Origin of the sequence: Apibacter sp. ESL0404, assembly GCF_019469245.1 — a bacterium.
In the GTDB taxonomy this organism is placed as follows: Bacteria; Bacteroidota; Bacteroidia; order Flavobacteriales; family Weeksellaceae; genus Apibacter.
In genome coordinates, this window is record NZ_CP048267.1 from 489877 (window position 1) to 507002 (window position 17126).

Annotated in this window: 17 protein-coding genes; 15 read left to right on the forward strand and 2 right to left on the reverse strand. The window is 27.9% G+C overall.

The genetic code is table 11. The features are described from left to right. Positions 1-384 precede the first annotated feature (384 nt). Positions 385-1227: a hypothetical protein gene (locus GYM72_RS02050; protein WP_220264535.1), complete on the reverse strand. Its 843-nt coding sequence runs from the start codon at positions 1225-1227 to the stop codon at positions 385-387. 948 nt (positions 1228-2175) lie between these two features. On the opposite strand from GYM72_RS02050, the gene GYM72_RS02055 reads away from it, so the two are divergent. The 15 genes from GYM72_RS02055 to tssD (GYM72_RS02125) all read left to right on the forward strand — a co-directional run bounded on the left by GYM72_RS02055 (position 2176) and on the right by tssD (GYM72_RS02125) (position 16537). Then, entirely contained in the window at positions 2176-3267 is a 1092-nt protein-coding gene (locus tag GYM72_RS02055) for a PKD domain-containing protein (protein WP_220264536.1), read from the forward strand. A 54-nt stretch (positions 3268-3321) separates the two neighbouring features. Next, positions 3322-5760, forward strand: coding sequence for an ATP-dependent Clp protease ATP-binding subunit (locus GYM72_RS02060; protein ID WP_160557360.1), 2439 nt, complete (start codon positions 3322-3324; stop codon positions 5758-5760). Between the two features lie 29 nt (positions 5761-5789). Next, entirely contained in the window at positions 5790-6236 is a 447-nt protein-coding gene (locus GYM72_RS02065) for a hypothetical protein (protein WP_160542641.1), read from the forward strand. Positions 6237-6238: 2 nt separating this feature from the next. Further along, complete coding sequence (locus tag GYM72_RS02070) at positions 6239-7612, forward strand: DUF5458 family protein (protein ID WP_220264537.1); 1374 nt, start codon at positions 6239-6241, stop codon at positions 7610-7612. 146 nt (positions 7613-7758) lie between these two features. Continuing rightward, the gene (locus tag GYM72_RS02075) at positions 7759-8253 is read left to right on the forward strand and encodes a hypothetical protein (RefSeq protein WP_160557358.1); all 495 of its coding nucleotides are present in this window, start codon (positions 7759-7761) and stop codon (positions 8251-8253) included. Next, complete coding sequence (locus GYM72_RS02080) at positions 8254-8967, forward strand: hypothetical protein (RefSeq protein ID WP_220264538.1); 714 nt, start codon at positions 8254-8256, stop codon at positions 8965-8967. Between the two features lie 13 nt (positions 8968-8980). Further along, positions 8981-9415, forward strand: a complete 435-nt coding sequence (locus GYM72_RS02085) for a GPW/gp25 family protein (RefSeq protein WP_220264539.1) — start codon at positions 8981-8983, stop codon at positions 9413-9415. Between the two features lie 3 nt (positions 9416-9418). Continuing rightward, positions 9419-11269 carry a type VI secretion system baseplate subunit TssF gene (locus GYM72_RS02090; RefSeq protein ID WP_220264540.1) on the forward strand — a complete coding sequence of 617 codons (1851 nt, stop codon included), beginning with the start codon at positions 9419-9421 and terminating at the stop codon, positions 11267-11269. Beyond that, positions 11266-11916, forward strand: coding sequence for a C40 family peptidase (locus GYM72_RS02095; protein WP_160557354.1), 651 nt, complete (start codon positions 11266-11268; stop codon positions 11914-11916). Before GYM72_RS02090 ends, GYM72_RS02095 begins: the two co-directional genes overlap by 4 nt. A 2-nt stretch (positions 11917-11918) precedes the next feature. Continuing rightward, entirely contained in the window at positions 11919-12866 is a 948-nt protein-coding gene (locus tag GYM72_RS02100) for a type VI secretion system baseplate subunit TssG (RefSeq protein ID WP_220264541.1), read from the forward strand. Further along, positions 12863-13837 carry a TssN family type VI secretion system protein gene (locus GYM72_RS02105; RefSeq protein ID WP_220264542.1) on the forward strand — a complete coding sequence of 325 codons (975 nt, stop codon included), beginning with the start codon at positions 12863-12865 and terminating at the stop codon, positions 13835-13837. Before GYM72_RS02100 ends, GYM72_RS02105 begins: the two co-directional genes overlap by 4 nt. 15 nt (positions 13838-13852) lie before the next feature. Then, complete coding sequence (locus tag GYM72_RS02110) at positions 13853-15013, forward strand: hypothetical protein (protein WP_220264543.1); 1161 nt, start codon at positions 13853-13855, stop codon at positions 15011-15013. A gap of 11 nt (positions 15014-15024) precedes the next feature. Beyond that, positions 15025-15540, forward strand: coding sequence for a type VI secretion system TssO (gene tssO / locus GYM72_RS02115; RefSeq protein WP_220264544.1), 516 nt, complete (start codon positions 15025-15027; stop codon positions 15538-15540). A gap of 109 nt (positions 15541-15649) precedes the next feature. Beyond that, positions 15650-16036, forward strand: coding sequence for a type VI secretion system tube protein TssD (gene tssD / locus GYM72_RS02120; protein WP_160557349.1), 387 nt, complete (start codon positions 15650-15652; stop codon positions 16034-16036). Between the two features lie 105 nt (positions 16037-16141). Continuing rightward, positions 16142-16537 carry a type VI secretion system tube protein TssD gene (tssD, locus tag GYM72_RS02125; RefSeq protein ID WP_160542629.1) on the forward strand — a complete coding sequence of 132 codons (396 nt, stop codon included), beginning with the start codon at positions 16142-16144 and terminating at the stop codon, positions 16535-16537. Between the two features lie 167 nt (positions 16538-16704). Here tssD (GYM72_RS02125) and GYM72_RS02130 read toward each other — a convergent pair whose 3' ends face one another. Next, positions 16705-17094 (reverse strand): hypothetical protein, encoded by a 390-nt coding sequence (locus GYM72_RS02130; RefSeq protein ID WP_220264545.1) that lies wholly within the window; start codon positions 17092-17094, stop codon positions 16705-16707. Between the last annotated feature and the right edge of the window lie 32 nt (positions 17095-17126).

The window sequence follows — 17126 nt, forward strand, 5'->3', positions numbered from 1 at the left end:
CTAAAGTAGTGTTTTTAAGGGAAATTCATTCAGACATATCAAAAATATAGCTAAACTAACGAATTAAAGAAATTAAAAACTTAAATAATTAATAAGATTTTTATTTAATTAACTATATGAATGAAAATATATAAAAAAGTGAAAAAATAAAATCTAGAAATAATAAGTTAGAAAATATTAACTATGATAATTCAAGTGACAAACAATACAATAGATAATCAGATATTGCATATTTATACAAATAAACAGTTTTTTTAATAATTTATTTAACAAATAATAATAATCACTTAATTTATCTGAAATTATCTATATGGTAATATTTTTGACAAATTAACTAAACAAAATCATTTAGTAAACTAATTGATTTATAATTAATAGAAATTATTAATTACGATTCATAATCTCATTCCAACATTTTCCGGCAGCCATTGCTCTTTGGCAATCACTACCAATAAAACCAATTTTGCTTTTATCAAAGCATCTTGCAGGCCATCCATTATAATCCATGCAATTTGTAAATTCTCTATCACATTTTCCATTATAACCGAAAGCTGTGCTGCAATTTAAATTTCCATGATTTTGATAACAGGAAATGGAACGTGCAGTAACAGTTTTATTTTCTAAGGAGTGATGAGTAAAGCTTCTTTCTCCTAAATTAAATACATAGGTGTTTTCAGTAGTATGATCTTTCATTGCCTTTTCTAATTTTTCGGCTAGCAATATCTGATTTCCTCCAATGCTATTAAAATCTGTTCCCGTAATGTGTTCGGATGCTTTTCTTCCAATCACTTGTATCCAAGAAGTAGTTTTTAAATTTATAAACGCATCTGTAATAAAGCTTCCTCGATTACTTGCTTCATACGTTTTTCCATTATAGTTTACTATAGCATCACTCATCGGGAAATATACTCGAATAAAAGAATAATCTTCAGGATAATAAATTGATTTGTTAATTTCAATTAATTCTTTTTTGTATAGTTCTTGTGCGTTCTTGATTTCTTGTGCTTCATCTTTGTTGAAATAGACCGTTTTAAATCCAATTAATTTAATTGAATCATTATTTGATTCCGGATAAATATACCTTATATAATTTTTTTCGAAAGTAGTAATACTTTCATTCTTATTCGATATTGGGTTGATATCATTGTCGTTATTACAACTATTAATTAATAGTAATCCGCTAATAGTAATAAATAAAGTCTTAAGCAGTTGAAATTTTTTTTTCATTTTTTGTATTTTTTAATTATAAATAAAATATAATAAAGTTAATTTTTAAAGATAACATTTAAAATTATTAAATATATGGCAAAATTGATTGGTTAGTATAATAAATATGATATAATATGTTTTTTTTATTAATATTTTAAAGTTTAAGTAAATTAATTGGTATTAAATTAAAATTTTCATAAATATTAAATTTTTAATTGAATATCTATTTAACAACACTTTTCAAATTCAAAATTATATTTAAATATATATTTTTATTTATATCTATTGATTAATTATGGGGTTTTGGTAAAACAAAATTAAAATTTATATTAAAGATAAATTAATTTTATTAAGTAAGATAATATTTATAAGTAGAATAGTAATCTTTTTATAAAATAAAATATTGTTTGTCGATCTAATTAATCTTTAAAAAAATATGATGTTAGTTTATTTGGTTGTATGAGAAATAAAATTTTATAGAGTAATTTAATTGACTTTTATTTTAATTTATAAATTTTAAAATTTTTAAATACATTTAAATATGTGATAAACAATGTGTGTTTAAATAAAATATAAATTATAATTATTCTTAGATCTTTTATAAATTATGATATAAAAATAATCAATATACACTTAATAGTTGATACATGTCCATAAATAAATATAAATAATATTATTTTATAAGTAATTATTCATATATATATTTTTTTAAGTAATTAATTATCAATATATTACAAGTATTGATTGTATTATGGATATAAATATGCTTTTCTAATAATGGCTTTAATACAGGATAAAAATCATTTAAAATCTATGACTTTATAAATGAAATCAAATTAATTACACAAAATAAATATTTGTATATATGTAAACATATACTATAAGAAAATAATTAATTTATTTTATATATATAAATATTTTGCTTAAGTTAGCACATGGTATATATCTTTAAAATTATTTGTCATAATGAACTATAAATTAAAATATTATTTAAATAAGTTTTTTAAAAAAGTTGACTTCAGAATAGTATTGATATTTATTGTATTTATTCTGATTGGTTTATTTATATTATTTTATAAATATTCAAGGTATATAGATTGTGGGCAAGTCGATTTTACTATTGAAGCTGAAAAAAAACAGGTCGGAGAAATAATCGGATTTAAAGATTTAACACCTAATGCTAAAAGTTGGGTGTGGGATTTTGGGGATAATTCTGCGAAAGTATACGACCGATCTCCATTACATAAATATGATAAATCAGGAATGTATATCGTAACCTTGCAGGTTAATGGTTCTTGTACATTTCAAAAAACATTAGAAATAAGGAGTATGGGGAAAATTATAGATTCCATGAAAATTCCTAAAATTATTGCTCCAACGGTAGTTACTGTTGGACAACCAGTTGAAGTTTATTATAAATATTTAGGGGAGGCTTTTTCATGGGAATGGAGTTTTGGAGAATCTGGACAAATGGACAATACTTCTGAATTTCCGGTTTATAGTTATAGTTCACCAGGTAAAAAAAGATTGACATTAGCAATCAATGGAGATATAACGCATATTGCCAGTAAAGATATATATGTCAAGCCTAGAAAATTAAATGTGTCTAAAATTGATACTCTTAAAAGATATATTCCGGAAAAAGATACCATTGTCTATTATTTGCCTCCAGGTAATCCGCAAAAAGATCCCATGGAAGAATTTTTAAGATATATACCTGCTATACCTATGGAGACTCCGGTAGAAGAGAAAATTACTAAAATAGAAGAAAACTTAGCTCCTTCCATATCTGAAAATCAGTTTGAATTATTATTAATTGATGTAGCTAAGCAGAATAAAGCTAAGGAAGACTTTGGTAAATATACTTGCGATAACTATGATTTTCCGGTAATTAAAAACGAAAAAATTATTATACCGTTTTCGGAATTTTGTGATAAAATCCAAAATAAAAAAATTAAAATTGAATCCATACGACTTACAAAAAATAATAGAAACTGCATTGAAGGTTTGACTATAAAATATAAAATTAAAAAAGGACTTATTTGGGTTTATGAATAAATATTCAAATAAATGATTTTAAATATAAAATAAAATATTCACTACATATTTATAATGGAAGCGACATTTACAGAAGAAATTTACTCGGCTTTAGATATAGCTAGAAAATATGCAATGGAAAAGAAAAATGCACATTTTGGTGCGCCACACTTTCTTAAAGCAATTCTTCATAGAGATTTATCTCTTTTAAAAGAATTAGAAGCAATGAAAAAAGATGTTTTTTTTATAGAGGAATGGGCAGATGTAAGGATAGATGATTTTCCACGAGCAAGCAGAAATATAAAACCGGAAGCTGATGATAGTATTGATAAAATTATAAAAGAAGCAGATGAAATAAGAGATATACTAGGTAGGGAAGAGGTAGACTTGTATTGTATAATGGTAGCAATGGCAACTCCGGGTGTGGGTTTCAGCTTTGATCAAATGAAGAGTTTTCCTGTTATTAGAGGAGAATTATTAAACGATATTGGTGATGAAAGTAATTCAAAAATATCAGAAAAAAATAATAGCATAAATGCTTCGATAAAGTACTTATATAAATATTGCAAGGATCTATTAGCTAGAGCTAAAAAAAATCCTAAACAAATTGTGGCCAGAGAAAAAGAGATTAAGGAAATAGTAGAAATTATAAGCCGTTTTTCTAAACCTAATGTTCTTTTGCAAGGCTATCCGGGTGTAGGTAAAACGGTATTAATCGAAGGATTTGTAAACCAAATTGTTCATAAACAAGCACCTGATGAATTGTTAAAAACTAAAGTATATGAATTAGATTTAGGGACATTAATAGCAGGGGCCTCATATAAAGGAGAAATAGAAGATCGCTTAAAAAAGATATTACAAGAATTAAAATCTTTTCCTCAATCAATACTTGTAATAGATGGAATACATGTTCTTTTGGATAAAAACAGTGATAATTCGGGAATTTCCAGCATTTTAAAAAGTGAATTATCCGGAAATAGCGGACTAACACTTATCGTGACTACAACGGTAGATGAATATACTAAAAAAATTGAAAAAGACGAAGGACTTTCCAGCATGTTCGAAGTAATAAAAGTTGAAGAACCTAATGAAGAACAGGCATTTAGAATATTAAAATCAGCTTTGCCTTCTTATTTAACTCATCATACTATTAAGGTTACGGATGAATCGATTACAGAATCCATAAGGCTATCTCAAAGATATTTAAAAGAAAAAAGCTTACCCGAGTCAGCGTTAAATTTATTAGATCGAACCATGTCTGTAATTAAAACTGCAGGTATTTCTTTTCTAAAAGAAAAAGATGCCTTGCAAGATAAGTTAATGAAAATACAAGAAGGAGAAGGAAATAAAAAACTTGAATTAAAATGGTTTTATGAAGATTTAAAAAAGAAGGCTCAATATTTATTGGTTCAAGAAAATTTAATTAGGGATGACATAGAATTATTATCTGAAGATTCTTTATACGAATATTTAAAATCCTTATTAGAAAGATTATCTCAAGTAGCACAATCCAAAAAAGAACATATAGATCCAATTGATTTAGCTGCAGTAGTGGCGCAAAAAACAGGAATTCCATTAGGTAAGCTTCATTCTGAAGAAAAAGATCGGTTACAAAATATGGATGAGATACTAAAAAAAAGAGTAGTAGGACAGAATTATGCCATTGAAGTAATAACAGAAGCAGTTTTAGAATCTCGCTCAGGTTTAAGCAAAGCAGGACAACCCATAGGATCATTCTTTTTTCTAGGACCCACAGGAACAGGAAAGACAGAATTAGCAAAATCATTAGCAGATTTTCTTTTTCAGGATGAACAGGCGATTATTCGTTTTGATATGTCGGAATTTAAAGAAGAACATTCGGCTGCATTATTATATGGAGCTCCTCCGGGTTATGTAGGATATGAAGAAGGGGGATTATTGGTCAATAAAATCAGACAAAAACCTTATTCTATAGTATTATTTGATGAGATTGAAAAAGCACATTCATCTGTATTTGATGTCTTTTTACAAATTATGGATGAAGGTAAACTTCATGATCGCTTAGGTAAAGAAGGAGATTTTTCCAATGCTTTAATCTTATTCACCTCTAACATCGGGGCACATTTTATTGTGGATTCTGTTAATACAGGTAAAGGGCTGCCCTCTTCTAATCAATTAATGGAAATTATGTCAGGTAATTTTAGACCGGAATTTTTAGGTAGACTTACTGAAATAATTCCTTTTAGTCCTATAACTAAAGATAATGCGATGGGAATATTTGAAATTCACTTGAAAAAAGAATTAATAGATCTAGTTAAAGATTTAAATATTGATCTAAGCTTGTCGCAAAATGCTAAGTCCTTTTTAGTTGATAACGGATTTAATGCAACATATGGAGCAAGACCTTTAAAAGGAATAATTCGTTCAGCTTTACGAAGACCTATGGCTAAAAAAATAATTTCCGGAGAAATTAAAGAAGGGAATAAGGTTACTGTAGATATGCTGGATGATAAATTACAATGGATAATCAATTAAAATAAATTATTAATTAAAATTTAAATAATATGTTATCAAATTATGGCATTGGAGGAAACGAAGTTCCTTTAGATGCAAATGAAGCAATACTGGAAATTGCACAAAACCGAACTTTAATAGCTCAAAAATTAACAGGTCAAACTCCAATCAGACCAGAAATAATCGAAGGGTTAACAACTGTTGAACAAGTTTTCGAACACTTTAAACCGGAAGTAAAAGTGAATTTTGAAGATGCAGACGGAGTAACTCAATTTGAAGAGCTAAAATTTAAAAATCTTGGGGATTTTGGAATAAAAGGGATTACAGCTCAAAGTAAGTTTTTAACTGATTTACAGGTCGAAAAAGACCAATATCAAAAAATTATTAAACAGCTTAAAACCAATAAAATTTTAAAAGCAGCACTTGAAGATCCGGAAGCCAGAGAAGCTTTAATGGATAGTATAGAAGGGCTTATTAACGAATTAAATCAAAAATAATTATGGCTAAAGAAAATGTCAAAGCGCAAATACAACCGGTAGATGTTGCGGTATCAGAACTAGCGAATAAAAAAAATGATATTAAAAGTGGTTTAGATAAATTAGCCAAATTTGGTGGATTTGATTTATTAGAAGCCTCTATAGAAAATGTTCAAAATTTAAATCCGGAACGTAAGGCTAGACGTCAAATATTTTTAGGGGATTCCAATAAAGAAAATGAACGCAATGCACTTAAGAAAACGTTAGAACTTTGGCTTAATGTATTGAAGAATAATACCAGTCTTACAGATATGGTGGCACTTAGTGAAGATAAGAGTAAACTTGCCGATAAAACATTAAAAAAGAATTTAGCTAATGCAGTAAGAGAGACTGAAGAGCTAGAAAAGGCCTATCGTACCGTAGCTTTATTTTATAAAAATACAGATCAAGATAAGGTAAAAAATGTTTCAATAATTAATGCAGAACTAGACCAATTAACTGATTTAGATAACACTCGATTTATAGATGCTATACATACAGAATTAGTAGATAATTATGATCGACTGGATTTAAAAAATAATTATGGGTTATTAGTTATACCCGGTTATTTAGGTAGTAATAGAGTGGTTGAAAAATGGGCAAAAATTGCTCATGAAAATAAAGTAATGTTAGTAACAGATTTTGCTCACCTTGATGAACCGGATGATGTAATGGAGATGTTTGATGAAGCATATCTTACCGGTGGAGACATTTATCGTTCCAATGTACTAATGACATGTAATTGGTTAGTTGGAAGAGGAAAATTTGATGAAATTCAAGAAGAAAACGATCTATACATACCTCCATCCGCTGCATTAGCCGGTAAGATATACGGTACTTTAATGTCGCAAGTTACTGCAGGTAAAAAATTTGGAGGAATTAATGAAATAGAAGGAGTTAAATTCGATCTTAAAAAAAGCGAAATAGCTAATTTAGAGAATATGGGTTTAATACCAATGGTTAATGAATACGGTAAAGTAATGGCTTTCTCAGGTAAAACCTTATTCAATGGAGATAATTTAGGGCTTCAGACCTATTCAGTGGTGAGAGTATTTGACTACGTTACTAAGGTATTAATGGATTTTTTAAATCGAAGAGCATTTGAAAATTTTACAGCAAAAACACGAAAAGAAATTATGAATCAAATTGTACGCTTTTTAGATGGTATTACCGGTCCGGATAAATTAATTGAAAATTTTGAAGTAAGAAGATTCGAACAAGATGCAGTGCAGAAAGATCGAATTTATTTAGATATACATTTAAAACCTTATTTTCCGGCTAAGAACTTTCTTATAAAAATGGATGGACATAAAGGAGATGAAGGAAATGATTGGGATACTGAATATGAACAAAAATAATTGATAGTACCAAGAGAGGGAAATATTTTACCTCTCTTTTTAAAAATTATAATATGAATATAAAAAGCAAAATCTTTAAATTATTTTTTATAAGCGGATGTATCCTCTTTGGATATAATATGTCATATGGACAGTCAAGTTTACCAATGAAAAAAATAACAGAAGACACTTTGCTAACAAAAATAGTTGATTGCAATGCCTTGTTTACACTCAATAATAGAAAAGTTGACTTAATAGGTGGTAAACCTTATATCTATGCCGAACCTTATTATGAAAGAGTTTTTAATAATAAAAAAGATTTTGCAGTATTTCAAACGATTAAAAGAAAAGGAAGGCGCCCTCTGTTATTTGTTAAAATTTTTAGATTTAATACCTGTCTTAAAAAAGATGAGATTATGGAATTTATTACAAATAACGGTTATAGATATAGGATAAAAAATAGTTATAAACCAAACTGCGACGGATATTTAATAGGAAAAATAAGGAGAAAAGATATTAAAAATCTAACCAGAAGTGATATAAGCAGTATTAAAATAATAACTTTTGATAGAGATTATGAATTTCATCTCGAATCTGCCGAGGCCGATCAAATAAAAGATGAATTTCAATGCTTGAAAAGTAAACGTTTTAAATTCAAATAAATGCCATTACCTCAATTAGGTTTATCGTTATCTATAACAGATAATCCCGGGTCACCTATGTATTCTGGAAAAGGTGAGAGGGAGAAGATGTCTGATTTTGATTCCGCTATACGACAACATACTATTACCATTGTTATTACTGATGAAAAAGTCAATGAAATTGAACTGAATGTAAGTGATAAAAACTTACATAAAATTATGTTACCTACCTATAAAATGATGGTAACTGATGACAAAACAGAAGAAAAAACTTATTATGAAGTAACTCGTGACTCTTTATTGCTCAATAAATTAAAAATTAATAAAACAGGTGGATTTTCATTTTTAGGATTAAATATTTTAAAAAAAACAGTTTATATGTTACCTGTAGTCGCTTTTGAGCCATTAAAATCCGTTAAAGAAGTATTTGAAGTTTCCAAATACCGTACAAAAAAAGATAATTATTTATATTATACTCTACACAGAAATAATGAAAAAGCACTATTAGTTTCAGGTTTACCTCCGGAAAGCTTTATTAATTCTACAAGCTGTGAACATTTTTTTTATATTGAGGATCACCATCAAGGGCAAAAATTCATAGGAGATATTTCATATAGAGAAAAATTTATAAAAACTATTCCTAAAGTTGAAATACACCTTATTAAACGTCTAAATAACATTAAAGAGTTTGAATTAGACAAATCAGGTAAAATAAATAAAATCATTTATTTATAAATAAGAAATTGATATGTATGGAATTTATTATAATATTCCCATAAATTTTCAACATATTATTGAAAAAAAGGATGTTGAAAAAACAAATTTAGATCAATCAATAGCTAAATATATTAATTTGATTGTAACCTCTTCCTTTGGTGAATGTAAATTCAATGAAATGTTAGGATGTAAAATTTGGGAGATGGATTTTGATTTATTATCAGACACCAATAGTTTAAGAGACAAATTCAAAAATGATATTAAAGATGCTATAATGATGAATGAGAGTAGATTAAATTTATTAGAAGTAGATGTTGCGATTGGCGTAGGTCAGAATCCTTCTTATAATAATTCAATACGATTAAAGAAAAAAGTAACGATGAAAATCGATGGACTGATTAAGAAAACAAATAGACCCTTCAATTTTCAAGGATATTTTTTTATTGGACCCCTTTCACAAATTTAGAAAATGGATACTCAAGAAAAAATAAAAGACAGAATACTTAGAAGGGCTGCCCAAACGTGGGGTTATACGGATAGTGAACTAGAAACTTCCTTTGATCCTATAGTTGCTCTGCTATTAGAAGCTTGCGCATCAGAATTAGAAAAAATATCTGCTGAATTAAATAATTCCAGATCACGTATTATTGAAAGATTATTGGAAATAATGTCTCCTGAGATTAATACTGGAATTATACCATCCAGATCAATTCTTCATTTGGAGCCTATAGAAAATAATTTTACCATATCCCTGGAGCATCAATTTAGATGTAAAAAGACAATACAAAATATTTATGACCCGTTACAACCTATTGTTAAAGATATTTATTTTGGAACAACTTTACCCTTTATTTTAACAAAAGCTAAATTAGACTATATCGCTTTTGGCAATTCATTATATTCTTTAAAAAGAACTATTCACAAAGATCCTATTGCAAAAGAATCAAGATTTATGAAACCGGGATCCTTATGGTTAGGAATAACTTGTCCGGATGGGGTTGATAAACTAGAAAAGCTTATGTTTTTTACGGATGTAAGGAATATATCTCAAAGGGAAATTTTTTATAATTATTTAAAACAAGCCAAATTTTATATTAACAATCAAGAAATACCTTACAAAGAAGGATTTAATGTCGAAAATTATACAATTGATATTGATGCAGTTGTAAATAAGAACTATAATAAAATCAATCAATTGTATACAGATGTAAATAATTTTTATTCAGATAAATTTTTACATTTTACTCAAGATATTATTATCAAAGATGAAGTATTTAAAGTCCCGGATGAATTAGTAGATTTATTCGGCAGCAACGTAACTAAAATTAATGATGCAGAAAATGTAATTTGGATTCAGATTCAATTTCCGGAAGTTGTTATCAATGATGCTTTTGAAAATGTAATGTTTTACATTAACGCGATTCCTGTTATTAATAAAAGATTACTTACTCAAAATCAAACCATTGGTTCTTTTATTAATTATATACCTTTAGCTTCTGAAGATATATTTTTAGATTTAGACAGTATAAATGATTCGAGAGGTTACCAATATCATATTAAGGAATTTTCGGAAGGAAATTTAGATATAGGAGATGCCACGTTGAGACATACTGGTGTTACTCGATTTGATGAACGGAATGCTTCCGAATTGATACAATATCTGATTGAATTATTAAAAGATGAAAGCGCTTCCTTTACCGTTATTGGTGGAGATTTTATTGACGGGACGATTAAAGAGATCAACAAATCGATTGCAACATTGGAGCAGCACATAAAAGAAAAGAAATTCACAAAATCTAATTTTCCTTATGCCATTATTCGTCCAAAATCTGCAGCTATAAAAAATGATAATGATTTCTTTACCATAAGTTATTGGGTTACAAATGGGGAGGAAGCCAACGATATGAAAGTAGGAACTCATTTGGACGGGATAGGTACTAGTGATTTCAAGCAAGATTCTATCATGCTGATTAATACATCAGTAGGAGGCAAGTCCAGGATGGATACTAAAGGTAAAATTGATTCTTATAGGGAAGCCCTTTTAACTCGAGGAAGAATAGTAACTTTTGCTGATATAAAAACTTTTTGTCAAAACCATTTTAAGTTTACTATTACCGGGGTGGAAATAAGAAAAGGTACCAAAATCGATACTTCTACAAATAAAGGATTTGTCCGAACCATTGATATAATTTTAGAAAGAAATTTAACACCGGATTCTACAATCACTGATTTTGAATGGCAATATTTATGTGATAACATGCTTTATAAATTAGATAAAGTTTCCTCTAATATTTATCCTTATAGATTATTAATAAAATGAAAAAGAATATACTTGCACTATCTGTATTGACGTTTTTTTTGTTCTATGCATGTCAAAATAAGTATTATAATGAAATACCTTATAAGTTCAAATACAATGAAGATGATATAAAATTAAAATTAGGAATCACAACTAATTACCTGCCTATCTTGGATACTTTAGATCAACAATATGAAAAAAATTTAACAGATAGACAAATTTATCTTAAAGAAAAATATTCAATAACCTTAGGTATTAAGCCTGAGGAATTAACCAATTATAAGTTTTATGATTTTATAGATAAATGGATCGGAACACCTTATGCAACTAAAGGTTTTACCATTGATAGTTTGAATATTGCAGCGTTTACAAGTGCTTTGTTTCAATTAACTTATAAGAGAAAAATACCTTCCACCCCCCTGGGAATTTTTAATTCTCCGGAAATTAATCTCTTTACGGGACGAAATTTTCTTAAAGAAGGTGATATTCTCTTTTTTAGATATCAAAAAGATATACCGGTTGGCGATATAGGAATATATTTAAGAAATAATAGAATATTGGTAAGTACCAGGAGTAAAGGTTTAATAATAAGTGATTTTAATTTAGATTACTTTCAACTTAGATATGTCAGTGCCGGAAGACTAATTATTGATAAAGAGACTGAATAAATATGGAAGCTATAGAAACAAATATCCTATCGGATGAAATAAAAAATAGGATAAACAATTTTAAATTTGATCTAAAAGCCGAAGTAATTATTTCAGAAATACTCGATCAAGTAGATAGTAAAGAACAAAACATTTTAGTAGATCACAAAGGACAATTTAAAAGACCCTTTAGGAAGGATGTTTTAGGGGCGGAAATTGTTAATTATAATTATGACGTAACAGAGTATGTAAAAGTTAATTTATCTAGAGATGGTATTTATGATACTCTTCCCGAAGGATTAACTCACCAACTGGGAGCCGATAAACCCCAAAAAATGGTCTCTGATATGACCAAAGAATATAAAATCCATAAAAAGGAAGAAGAATATGCAAGGAAATTTTTCTTTCCTTTTGAAAATGAATTTTTTCTTAAAGCTATAGAAAGAGAAAATATTGAGAAAGAAATTTTACTGGAACTTAATGGATCTAAACCACTGGATTTCTTTTACGATTTTTGGCATATTGATCGAGAATTGCCCCCCGTATTAGTTTCTAAATTAATTAGAATCTTGCCGTATCTCCATAAAATTGTTGGAGATCTTGACATGACTGTGCATTGCTTAAGCTATTTGTTGGAAGAAGAAGTGGAAATAGAAGAGCAAGGATATAAAGAACAATCCAGTTCAGAGGAAGAAATAAATCTGGGAAATTGCAGACTTGGATTAGATATGATTTCAGGAAGTGCCTATATGGATTACTCATTATACTTAGAATTTAAAATCGGACCGTTACAAAAGACTTCATTTTTAGATTATATACATCAAGGTAAGCTAAAGAAATTTATAGAATTATTTTATGAATATTTTCTACCTATGGAAGTAGATGTAAAAACAACCATATTATTAGAAAAAGAAACAGAAGTTTTTAATTTAACTGAAAATACAATTTTAGGAATAACATCGAGAATATGAAATTTAAAACATATCTTAAGGATTTAATAGATCCTTCAATTATAACAGGAGTATTGATAATATTGGCTGTATCTATAATTGTCTATATTTTTTTTAGCTCAAAAGTAGAAGGCTTCAAACAAAAATATAAAAACAAATTTATAGCATACACCATTATATTAGTTTTAGTAACTGCATTAGTGGTTTTTATAGGTTCTTCGGAAGTTTTTAACAATCAGATATTTAGCATTTTTATTTTTTATCAAGTTGTTTTTTTTATACTAGGAATTATCCATTGTTTCGTCTACAGAAATTACTTTGATAAGTTTGATTCTAAATCTCCCTGGATTGAATTACTTTTTAGTATAACTATGGTGATATACATTCTTATACCATTTCTATTCGTGTATACACTGGTAAAAGGTAATACGTACGTATATAACATGATGTTTTCATCATTAGTATTTATCATTCCGACATCTATATTTTTAACATTTCAAGCATCTATATCCATTCCTCCGAAAATTTATAAAACTTGGCAATTTCCGGAAGAACATGCCTATCCTGATCCACCGGACAGCGAATATAGAGACATGGTAGTCATTACTTTTATTTTCCATAGAGATCCTAATTCAGATATACGAACAGAATTTAGAGCAAAAGCTCCAATACGTATGGATTTTGGAAGGTTATTTTATCATTTTGTAAATGATTATAACTTAAGAAATCCTGATTCAACTATTAATTTGATGGATATAAACGGTGAAAAACAACACTGGGTATTTTATTTAAAATCTAAATATTTAGGCTTACCAAAATTTATTAAGCCTGATTATCCATTGTATGTAAATTCAATTGAAGAGAATAGTGTCATCATATGTCAACGTACTCCGCCATTAATCAATTCTGAAGAAGAGTTGAAATATAATTTTGATAATGATCAAAATGATGAATATGAAAATATAAATGAAAAAAATAATGATAATTTTTAAAATAAATCTTTCGCTATGTTAGAAAAGTTAAATTATTTTCCAGTTAATTGGATTGATGGGATGAAGATAAACAAATCCCACTTCATAGCCATGCAAGATAATTTTGTTGATATGATGCGTGATGCCATTGGAAGTCATGTAACCCCTATAAGCTATGGTCTTCTACCGGTGCATAACACGATGGAATCAATAAAAATTTCTTTAATTATAGATAATCATAAATTATTGCGAGTAAAAATTGAAGAATGTCATGCAGTTACTCCTAACGGAGCAAGAATAGAAATTACCCCTTTAAATAATTCGATAGATATACAGATGCCTTATCCGGAAGCCATATATAATTTAGATGAGGAACAAGAAATCATTTTATTAGCCAATATAGTGGTTAATCCGTTTGAACAAATACCTTTTGGGGTCTTAAATTCTGATGAAAACCCACCAAGGTATCCATATTTAACTCCTACTTATAAATTACATTTAGTTCAAGAGGGACAAATATCAGAACAAACTTCTAACATTGGTTATCAGCTAACAGTAGGGAAAATTGTTGTAACTAAAGAGGAAACGTATTTACAACCGGGTTATATACCTCCGTGCACCTCAACGAATAGTCATAAAGAATTGATTGATGTACATACTCAAATTGATAAGTTTATGGGGCAATTGGAATTATATGCAGTTCAAATAGCTCAAAAAATTAACAGGAAAAATCAAACAAATGAATTAGCTATTATGGTATTAAAGCTTTCGGAGTTGGTGATTACCTATTTGGGTAATGAAATCAATTCTTTAAGATGGCTTGGGTTGTATACTACACCGGCTTACATGTTGGATAAAGTAGTTCGATTAGCCAGAATCATGAAAAACTTTGTTGATGCCAAATCTGGAGCAGGTAAAGAAGAACTATTGAATTATTTGGCAGAATGGTGTGGATTATCACAAGGTGATTTTGAAGTTCTGTTTACGGATCTGGTTAATGCCGGTTATAATCATTCACAAGTTGATAAAACTATTAAAAAGGTAAATGTATTTATGAGAACGCTAGATCAATTGTTTGCCGCATTAAATAGACTAGATTACATCGGAAAAAGAAATGATACCGGAATATTCATTAAAGAAAGATTGGAAAATAATCCAATTGAAAAAACAAAAAAAAGCAGATTTTTTGACGATTAAAAATTTATAATATGGAAGTATTAAATAAAAAAGATAGATGGATAGCTTTTCTACTTTTTATATCTTTATTTACTTTAACAATAATAATTATTGTTACATCAATATTCTTTAATTATCAGTTACCTTGGAGAGAAAATTATGAACTCAGAAAAGAAAATACTGCAATCATTAATGAATTTAGATATCAGGAAAAGTTTGAAAATCAAATGGAAACTTTGAAAAAATATATAGATTCCATTGACATGCCCAATCATGATATGTATTATTATCAACAAAAAGCCATTGATATGGTTATAAAAATGGAACAAAATATTCCAGGTAAAGATAGCGTACGAAGAGGTTTGTTATATAAGAATTTTTTGTTGACAAGTCGAGCCCTTATCGAATCTAAAAAGACTATAAAAACTTATGGAAAAAGTAAAGCAGAAATTGACACCTTACTTGCTAAGGTGGAAACTTATAGAAGACAGATACAAATTATTACTAGAGATTTAGAAGTATGTAGGCAATTATACAATAACAAATAGGCATTTTAACAATATTTTAACATATTGTATCAGGATAAGATTATCTGATATAATTACCTTTGTGGTATAAATATATTTTATTAAATATTAATCATTAAATTTTTTTATTATGTCTTTTAAAGCAAAATTAGAAGTTGCTGGAAAGAAATATAACATTTTAAATGTTAATTATTCTTTAGCACAAGAAACAGACCCAACTGGTCGCCCTTCATCTCAAACAAGAGGTGGAAGAATTGAAGTAACTGTTGAATCAACAGGTGAATCTGATATTTTTGAATGGATGACCAATAGTTTTGAAAGAAAAGATGGTAAGGTAATCTTTGTAAAAAGAGATTCTGATGCCACTTTGAAAGAGTTGACATTTACTGATGGTTATGTGGTTAAGTATAGAGAAAACTTTGATGCATCTGGTACTAATCCATTAACCGAAACGTTTACTATTTCAGCGAAAGCTATTAAAATGGGAACAGGAGAACATATTAATGAATGGGTTTAAAATCCATACATTAATAACTTTCTGACAAAAAAAGGGAATTTAAGATTCCCTTTTATTTCTGTCTAATTTATGATAAATTTAATTCATCATTAAAAATATAATATTATGTCATCATTCTTAGCTAAATTGGAAATGGATGGTAATACTCATAATGTTCTTAAATGTAAATATAGTTTTAATCAAGGGGTAGATAGTACAGGAAAACCACAAGCTACTATCCGTGGAGGGCAAATCCATTTAACGATTGAAAGTACAGGAGCACCCTATTTTGTTGATTGGATGTTATCGACCGAAAAAACAAAAGATGCAAAAATTATATTTTATCGTAGAGATGCCATGAGTAAACTTCAAGAGGTAAAATTTGAAAAAGGATATTGCATTGAATTTTCAGAGGAGTTTGATTCTGTAAATAATGAACCAATGAAAATTAACCTTATAATAGTAGCAAAATCACTTTCTATAAGCAATGTGGCTTATGAAAATGTTTGGAAAATTGGATAATTAAGTATATCTATATAAAATCATAATTAAAAATTTTAAATTTTATGTAACTGAATTAAGGTTACAAATAAGGCGATTTTATCGCCTTTCTTGTTTAAAAACATAAAATAATATCGTATAGAGATCATTGCTTAACTTTACTTAAAAATGTGATAAATTTCAAAAATTTAATTAGATGTTTTTCTTTTTTTCTTTTTTTTCTGATCCGTATTAATCGCTCTTTCCCGTTTTAGTTTTAAATATTTATCAAACTGCTCAGTTGATAATACTTCTTTTAATTTAAAATCTATTTCCCTGTTGTTGTTTTCAATCAAAAAACGTATCTCTTGATTGTCAATACCGGTATCCATTACATTTTTTAGATATGTAGTTTTTTCTAATATGAATTCTTTAAGCTCTAATTTTTGAAAATCGTCAAGGATAAGGTCTTTATCTAATGTTGTGATTTGCTTTTCAGTAATTTCTTCTGGCTTAAAAGAATTATTATTTTGCGCATAGGAAATTGAAAAAGTAGTTACAACTAAAAATATATGTAAATAGATCTTAAATGATTTCATGTTTTTAAAATTATTGTTATAAAAATACTTAA